The sequence below is a fragment of the Neobacillus sp. DHD-1R genome (assembly GCF_057747995.1).
Genome location: NZ_CM173232.1, coordinates 5,370,462 through 5,377,500 on the forward strand (window position 1 = coordinate 5,370,462; position 7,039 = coordinate 5,377,500).

Annotated in this window: 6 protein-coding genes and 2 rRNA genes (1 of these 8 running past the window's edge); all 8 read right to left on the reverse strand. The window is 43.1% G+C overall.

Translation table 11 applies throughout. The features are described 5' to 3' along the window. Positions 1 to 10: 10 nt before the first annotated feature. On the reverse strand, positions 11 to 838 hold the full coding sequence (locus AC3ANL_RS26515) for a PSP1 domain-containing protein (RefSeq protein WP_488327224.1): 828 nt from the start codon (positions 836 to 838) through the stop codon (positions 11 to 13). After that, positions 831 to 1,838, reverse strand: a complete 1,008-nt coding sequence (holB, locus tag AC3ANL_RS26520; RefSeq protein WP_488327225.1) for a DNA polymerase III subunit delta' — start codon at positions 1,836 to 1,838, stop codon at positions 831 to 833. The genes AC3ANL_RS26515 and holB overlap by 8 nt, the downstream gene beginning before the upstream one ends. A 26-nt stretch (positions 1,839 to 1,864) precedes the next feature. Next, positions 1,865 to 2,194, reverse strand: coding sequence for a cyclic-di-AMP receptor (locus AC3ANL_RS26525; RefSeq protein ID WP_488327226.1), 330 nt, complete (start codon positions 2,192 to 2,194; stop codon positions 1,865 to 1,867). Between the two features lie 364 nt (positions 2,195 to 2,558). Further along, positions 2,559 to 3,194 carry a dTMP kinase gene (gene tmk, locus AC3ANL_RS26530; RefSeq protein ID WP_488327227.1) on the reverse strand — a complete coding sequence of 212 codons (636 nt, stop codon included), beginning with the start codon at positions 3,192 to 3,194 and terminating at the stop codon, positions 2,559 to 2,561. Between the two features lie 30 nt (positions 3,195 to 3,224). Beyond that, a complete protein-coding gene (locus tag AC3ANL_RS26535; protein WP_488327228.1) occupies positions 3,225 to 4,664 on the reverse strand; it encodes an aminotransferase class I/II-fold pyridoxal phosphate-dependent enzyme in 1,440 nt (479 codons plus the stop codon). 94 nt (positions 4,665 to 4,758) lie between these two features. Continuing rightward, positions 4,759 to 4,977 carry a sigma factor G inhibitor Gin gene (locus AC3ANL_RS26540; RefSeq protein ID WP_488327229.1) on the reverse strand — a complete coding sequence of 73 codons (219 nt, stop codon included), beginning with the start codon at positions 4,975 to 4,977 and terminating at the stop codon, positions 4,759 to 4,761. 198 nt (positions 4,978 to 5,175) lie between these two features. Beyond that, positions 5,176 to 5,292, reverse strand: a 5S ribosomal RNA gene (gene rrf, locus AC3ANL_RS26545). 204 nt (positions 5,293 to 5,496) lie between these two features. Next, positions 5,497 to 7,039 (reverse strand): 23S ribosomal RNA (locus AC3ANL_RS26550); it runs 1,393 nt beyond the window's last position.

Below are 7,039 nucleotides of genomic sequence, written 5' to 3' on the forward strand. Positions count from 1 at the left end.
TTCCACCTCATTAATCTGTGGATTGTATAGACAAGGCACCTTCTTTAAGAATTTCGTCCAAAGTATACTCCAAAACGCGTTCTTGTTCCTTTAATTCAATTTGAAGTACCCGCTCTAATATATTTAATCCTACCACTTTACCTTTTCCCTGCGGGGTTTCAATGATTTCTCCTAAATCCGGTAATGCCTCTTTAGCGGATTCATATTCATCATTTTCATATTTTAAACAGCACATAAGTCTGCCACACAAACCGGAAATTTTTGTAGGATTCAATGAAAGATTTTGATCCTTCGCCATTTTAATGGAAACGGGGTCGAAATCACCTAAAAAGGTTGAACAGCATAGCATTCTTCCACATGGCCCAATACCGCCAAGCATCTTTGCTTCATCGCGGACGCCAATTTGGCGTAATTCAATGCGTGTCCGAAAAATAGCTGCCAAATCTTTTACTAGCTCACGAAAATCAACTCTGCCATCTGCCGTAAAATAGAAGATGACCTTATTTCGATCAAACGTATATTCTACATCGACTAGTTTCATATCCAGTTGATGTTCAATCACTTTTTCATTACAGACCGTATATGCTTCCTGGGCAGCCTGCTTGTTTTCCTCTACTATCATTTTATCCTTCGGGTCGGCAATTCTAACCACTTTTTTTAAAGGAAGAACAACATCGTGTTCCTCAACTTGTTTACGTGCAATAACCGCCTTGCCATATTCAACGCCACGGACAGTTTCGACAATCACAAAGTCATCCTTTTCGATTGAGAGGTCTCCTGGATCAAAATAATAGATTTTCCCCGCTTTTTTAAAGCGTACTCCTACAACATCATACAAATGAAGATCCCTCCTGCAATTTTAACACAAGCTGTTCCATCATCAGCTGAGGATTCATATTTGCCTGCAGCTTCCTTTTTGCATCAAGAATAGCTGACATTTGATCCGATATGCGCCGTCCAGATGTTTGCAAGGCAAATTGCCTTAACCGTTCTCTCTCTTCTATGAAAACAATTTGCTCCTGCTTATCTAATTGTATATATAGTAAATCCTTAAAAATAAGAAGTAAAAGATCTAAACCACGTTGAATCTGTTCTTTATCCTTGAAGTGTAAAAACCAATCTCCTTGGAGCATGACCATGGTCTCCAACGGATTTTTTTTCAAGGCCTCATATAATTTTACCACTATTTTTTGGGCTTGTGCAAACCATTCATCGACATTTAATTTGAGAGCTTCTTCCAAATTATTCGTTAACTGAGCTAGCAACGGTGCCTTTACAGGGTCAACACCATTTTCGACAAGCTGTTTCTGCATTACTTGAGGCGCTAAGGGCTGAAATGCTAATACTTGGCACCTCGAAAGGATGGTTGGCAGGATTTGCTGCAACTGCTCTGTTAATAGAAATGCGACAGTGCCTGGATTCGGTTCTTCTAGAAACTTTAGCAAACTATTGGAGGCACTCACGCTCATTTTATCCGCATGAGAAATGAGGTACACCTTTCTCAAAGATTCGACACCTTTTTTTGAAAACTCTGCTTGCAGGCTTCTAATCTGATCCACCTTAATCGATAGCCCGTCCGGTTCGACGATATGCACATCAGGATGATTTCCATTATTAATACGCCGGCAATTATTACATGCTTCGCAGGGTTGGTAACCATCCAAGAGCGATTCGCAAAAAAGAGCCTTTGTAAGTAATAAAGCGATTTCTTTTTTCCCTGTCCCTCTCATCCCTTCAAAAAGGTACGCATGGGCCACTCGACTTTTTAACAAGCTGTTTTTTAACATTTTCAATACTGTTGGCTGCAGCTCTTCTAGTTGATCCCATGTTTTTCCCAAGCTAATCACTCACTCTTTATAATAATTTAAAAATGCATATATTGTTCAATCGGCAGGACAAATACAGTCGCTCCGCCTACTTCAACTTCTACTGGATAAGGGACATATGAATCGGCATTCCCACCCATTGGTGATACAGGGGCCACTAGCTGATCTCTCGACCTGCAGTTGTCCTTAATAATTTGGAGTGCCCGGTCGACCCGAATATCCTCGGTACCAATGATGAACGTGGTGTTCCCCGACTTCAAAAATCCACCAGTACTAGCTAGTTTGGTTGCTCTAAAATTATTATCTACTAATGCCTTTGATAAACGATTGCTATCTTGATCTTGAACAACGGCGACAATGAGTTTCATTTGAACACCCTCTCCTCCACTTAATTACAACTCTAGTTTCCTCTATCTTTATTATATCAGTTTCTCGACTAGCATTCCTTTGTTGTAGATTAGAATGCCAGATTTATTTTACAACTAAAAGCGGAAGCGCCCTGTTCAGCGGCGTATGGCCTCCTCGGAAAAGCTTACGCTTTCCCTTCGTGCGATGCCAATGCTGCCGATGCCTTCCTTATGGAGCGCTCCAACTGAGATAAAGGAAACACGAAGAGCCGGAGGCGATTCGATGTTGACTTATCGTAGGGCGGAGAGCGAAGGACACTAGCCGCTAGGGCGCTGGAGCTGGACAATTCTCGAGGACTTTTATACTTTCTTATCTTTTAAAACCCTACAGCGAAGGCTTTTTTTCTGCTAATTTTGCTTCGACAATTTCTAAGGTCTTTGTATATACCTCATCTACTGTTCCTGATGCATCAATTCGAACAATTCTATTTGGAAAACGTTCCATTAAAAGGTGATAACCCTCTTGAACCTTTTGGTGGAATGGAAGATCTTCTAAATCCAAACGGTTAATTTCCCGCTGTTTATTTTTATTAATCCGCTTTAGTCCTAACTCTGGTTCTATATCAAAATAGATAGTCAGCTCAGGCATAAGATTTTCGATGGCAAATTGATTGATTGTATATACCTCGTCAATGCCTAACCCGCGTGCATAACCCTGATAGGCTAGTGAACTATCAACAAAACGGTCACATAGAACGACTTTTCCTTCGTCTAAGGCCGGCTTTACTTTTTCGATTAGATGCTGTCTACGGGCTGCCGCATAAAGGAGGGCTTCTGTTCGAGAATCCATCGCTGTATTTCCTTTATCTAAAATAACTCTTCGAATTTGCTCAGCTATATCAATTCCGCCTGGTTCTCTTGTTAATAGGACATTGTTAAGCTGCTTTGCAACCAGATTAATAATGGTTGTCTTTCCGGCTCCATCCGGTCCCTCAAATGTAATAAATGTACCGCTGCTCATCGAAATAAAACCTCCAAAATTGTAAATATCTTATGTTGTACAATAAGCCATGATCATCCTTTTTTCTAGTAGGGAGCCGCCTTGAAACCTTGCCCCAGACTGTAACAAACGGTTAAGCTGATTAAGTTTACTGACGGTTATCTTCTCACCCTTTAATAATAATGGAATGCCTGGTGGGTAGGGGATAATATTCTCCGCACAAACCACTCCTATTGCTTCGCTAACAGGTACCTCTTTCACGGCTAAATGAACCATTTCCTTATAAGGAATAACTAATTCGGAGATCTTTTGATCTTCCATATGCAATTCTTCTTTTCTTTCATAAACTGTCAAACCTGTGAGAGCTTTATCTATTTTTGTTATAGCTTCCTCCAATGGATACCTTTGTCCCGCTTTTAATAATGGGAGAATAAATAACACATTATATGGATCTGCTAATTCAGTATAAATTCCGCCCTCTTCCAATCTCGCTTGGAGCTCATACCCACTTAACGTGCATCTAGTTTGAATCGTTATTTTCAGAGCATCGCCATGATCTTCAGGAAAAGCTAACACCTTAATTGCTGGTATGTTCGCTAGTCCCTCTTTAAAGTTCTTGATTTCAGCTAACAAAAAGGAAAGGTCTTTTTGTTCATATGCAGCTAAATAATTCCTCGCTATGTCCAGGGAGGCCATGATCGGATAGGATGGGCTGCTAGATTGGAATACTTCCAAATATTCTTTTACCTTTTCTACCTTTATCAAATTACTATTAACATGTAAAAATGATCCCATTGTCATGGCAGGGAGTGTCTTATGTGCCGAATGAACAACCATATCTGCACCTAACTGCAATGCTGATCCTGGAAAGGGCTCACCAACAATAAAATGGGGGCCATGTGCCTCATCCACCAATACAGGTATCGAGTGTTGATGGGCTAAATTAACAATACCTTGCAGGTCATAGACCATTCCATAATAGTTCGGATAAGTTAGTATGATAGCTTTTGCATCTGGATAATGGGCAAGAGCCTGATTGGCCGTTTCCACGCTGACGCCAGCGGCAATTTTCCACTCTTGATTAAATTCCGGTTCTAGAAAAACCGGCCTTGCCTTCGCTAATCGTAAAGCATTCAACACAGACTTATGACAGTTTCTTTGAACAAGGACAATCGATTCCTCTGAGCAAGCTGCCATAATCATCGCAAGATTACCAACGGTTGAACCATTCACCAAGAAAAAGCTCTTTTTTGTCTGATAGAGCTGAGTTAACAGCTCTTCTGCTTCTAATATGGCCCCTTCAGGTGAATGTAAATCATCCAACCCGGATAACTCGGTGGCATCAAGCTTTAATACTTGCTCAAAAAATGGATTGGCATCGGCTGTATTCGTAGTTCCATATTTATGTCCAGGGACATGAAAGGAAATAGGCTGTTTCTTCACATGTTCCCTTAAAGCTTCATATAATGGTTTTTTCAATTGTGAGTTCATAATCTATCTTCCTTCTAAGAGTCTTATTCATTTTAACAAAAAACGATAGCCTTTCCTATTTTTCGCAAAAAAATAAAGCCCTTTAAAGGACTTGTTAAGAAAAAATTTCTGGAGTTGTTATCTTTTTAAGCTGTTTTAAAAAATATTTATATTTTGGGTCATTTGTATCAGTTTGAATTAGATCATTTTCACATTCTGTGCAAATAAATGACGTGTATAGATGTATGCCTTTTGGTTTTAGATTCTCACAAATAACGCACGTTTCTTCATAATGATGATGTGCTAAAAATGAACTCAATCCCTCCACCTCCATACATCCATTCTGTCCAACATTGTTGAGTTGTATACAATTTTTTGAATACTCTCTTCCACTGCATCCTATACTATAGTATGTTGCCATTATTGAATGGGTGTATGTCTATACGTGTTTTCTACAAAAACACTTCGTCCTTTTTTTATTTATTTATATTTATAAAAAAAGACAACCCATGACAGGTTGTCTTTTTGTTGTGCCTGGCAACGTCCTACTCTCACAGGGACGCGTGTCCCAACTACCATCGGCGCTGAGAAGCTTAACTTCCGTGTTCGGTATGGGAACGGGTGTGACCTTCTCGCCTTAATTACCAGACTATAAAATTAGAGAGATCGTTCTCTCAAAACTAGATAATTCAGAAGAAGTATAGGTAAAACTCAAGTTCGCTTTAAAATTTGTCCAGCTGCGGCTCCTAACTTCTCGGCCGTTTCGATCCGTCCCTTCAAATCCAAAACCAGGATTTGAAGTGCCAGCTCTCCAACGTCTGTCGAAGTTGACCAGTCGCCTCCGCTTTTCTATTTGGTTAAGTCCTCGAACGATTAGTATCAGTCAGCTCCACATGTCGCCATGCTTCCACCTCTGACCTATCAACCTGATCATCTTTCAGGGTTCTTACTAGCTTGACGCTATGGGAAATCTCATCTTGAGGGGGGCTTCATGCTTAGATGCTTTCAGCACTTATCCCGTCCGCACATAGCTACCCAGCGATGCCTTTGGCAAGACAACTGGTACACCAGCGGTGCGTCCATCCCGGTCCTCTCGTACTAAGGACAGCTCCTCTCAAATTTCCTGCGCCCACGACGGATAGGGACCGAACTGTCTCACGACGTTCTGAACCCAGCTCGCGTACCGCTTTAATGGGCGAACAGCCCAACCCTTGGGACCGACTACAGCCCCAGGATGCGATGAGCCGACATCGAGGTGCCAAACCTCCCCGTCGATGTGGACTCTTGGGGGAGATAAGCCTGTTATCCCCGGGGTAGCTTTTATCCGTTGAGCGATGGCCCTTCCATGCGGAACCACCGGATCACTAAGCCCGACTTTCGTCCCTGCTCGACTTGTAGGTCTCGCAGTCAAGCTCCCTTGTGCCTTTACACTCTACGAATGATTTCCAACCATTCTGAGGGAACCTTTGGGCGCCTCCGTTACTCTTTAGGAGGCGACCGCCCCAGTCAAACTGCCCACCTGACACTGTCTCCCACCCCGATCAGGGGTGCGGGTTAGAATTTCAATACAGCCAGGGTAGTATCCCACCGACGCCTCCACCGAAGCTAGCGCTCCGGCTTCTCAGGCTCCTACCTATCCTGTACAAGCTGTACCAAAATTCAATATCAGGCTACAGTAAAGCTCCACGGGGTCTTTCCGTCCTGTCGCGGGTAACCTGCATCTTCACAGGTACTATAATTTCACCGAGTCTCTCGTTGAGACAGTGCCCAGATCGTTACGCCTTTCGTGCGGGTCGGAACTTACCCGACAAGGAATTTCGCTACCTTAGGACCGTTATAGTTACGGCCGCCGTTTACTGGGGCTTCGATTCAGAGCTTCGCTTGCGCTAACCCCTCCTCTTAACCTTCCAGCACCGGGCAGGCGTCAGCCCCTATACTTCGCCTTGCGGCTTCGCAGAGACCTGTGTTTTTGCTAAACAGTCGCCTGGGCCTATTCACTGCGGCTCTTCGAGGCTATTCACCCCAAAGAGCACCCCTTCTCCCGAAGTTACGGGGTCATTTTGCCGAGTTCCTTAACGAGAGTTCTCTCGCTCACCTTAGGATTCTCTCCTCGCCTACCTGTGTCGGTTTGCGGTACGGGCACCTTTTATCTCGCTAGAGGCTTTTCTTGGCAGTGTGGAATCAGGAACTTCGGTACTAAATTTCCCTCGCTGTCACAGCTCAGCCTTCACGGTAAGCGGATTTTCCTACTTACCAGCCTAACTGCTTAGACGCGCATATCCAACAGCGCGCTTACCCTATCCTCCTGCGTCCCCCCATCACTCAAACGATAAAGAGGTGGTACAGGAATATCAACCTGTTGTCCATCGCCTACGCCTTTCGGCCTCGGCTTAGGT

Coding starts and splice junctions, on each gene's coding strand:
- tmk (WP_488327227.1), bottom strand. CDS start 3,194: ATGAGCAGCGGTACATTTATTACATTTGAGGGACCGGATGGAGCCGGA.
- AC3ANL_RS26535 (WP_488327228.1), bottom strand. CDS start 4,664: ATGAACTCACAATTGAAAAAACCATTATATGAAGCTTTAAGGGAACAT.
- AC3ANL_RS26540 (WP_488327229.1), bottom strand. CDS start 4,977: ATGGAGGTGGAGGGATTGAGTTCATTTTTAGCACATCATCATTATGAA.
- AC3ANL_RS26525 (WP_488327226.1), bottom strand. CDS start 2,194: ATGAAACTCATTGTCGCCGTTGTTCAAGATCAAGATAGCAATCGTTTA.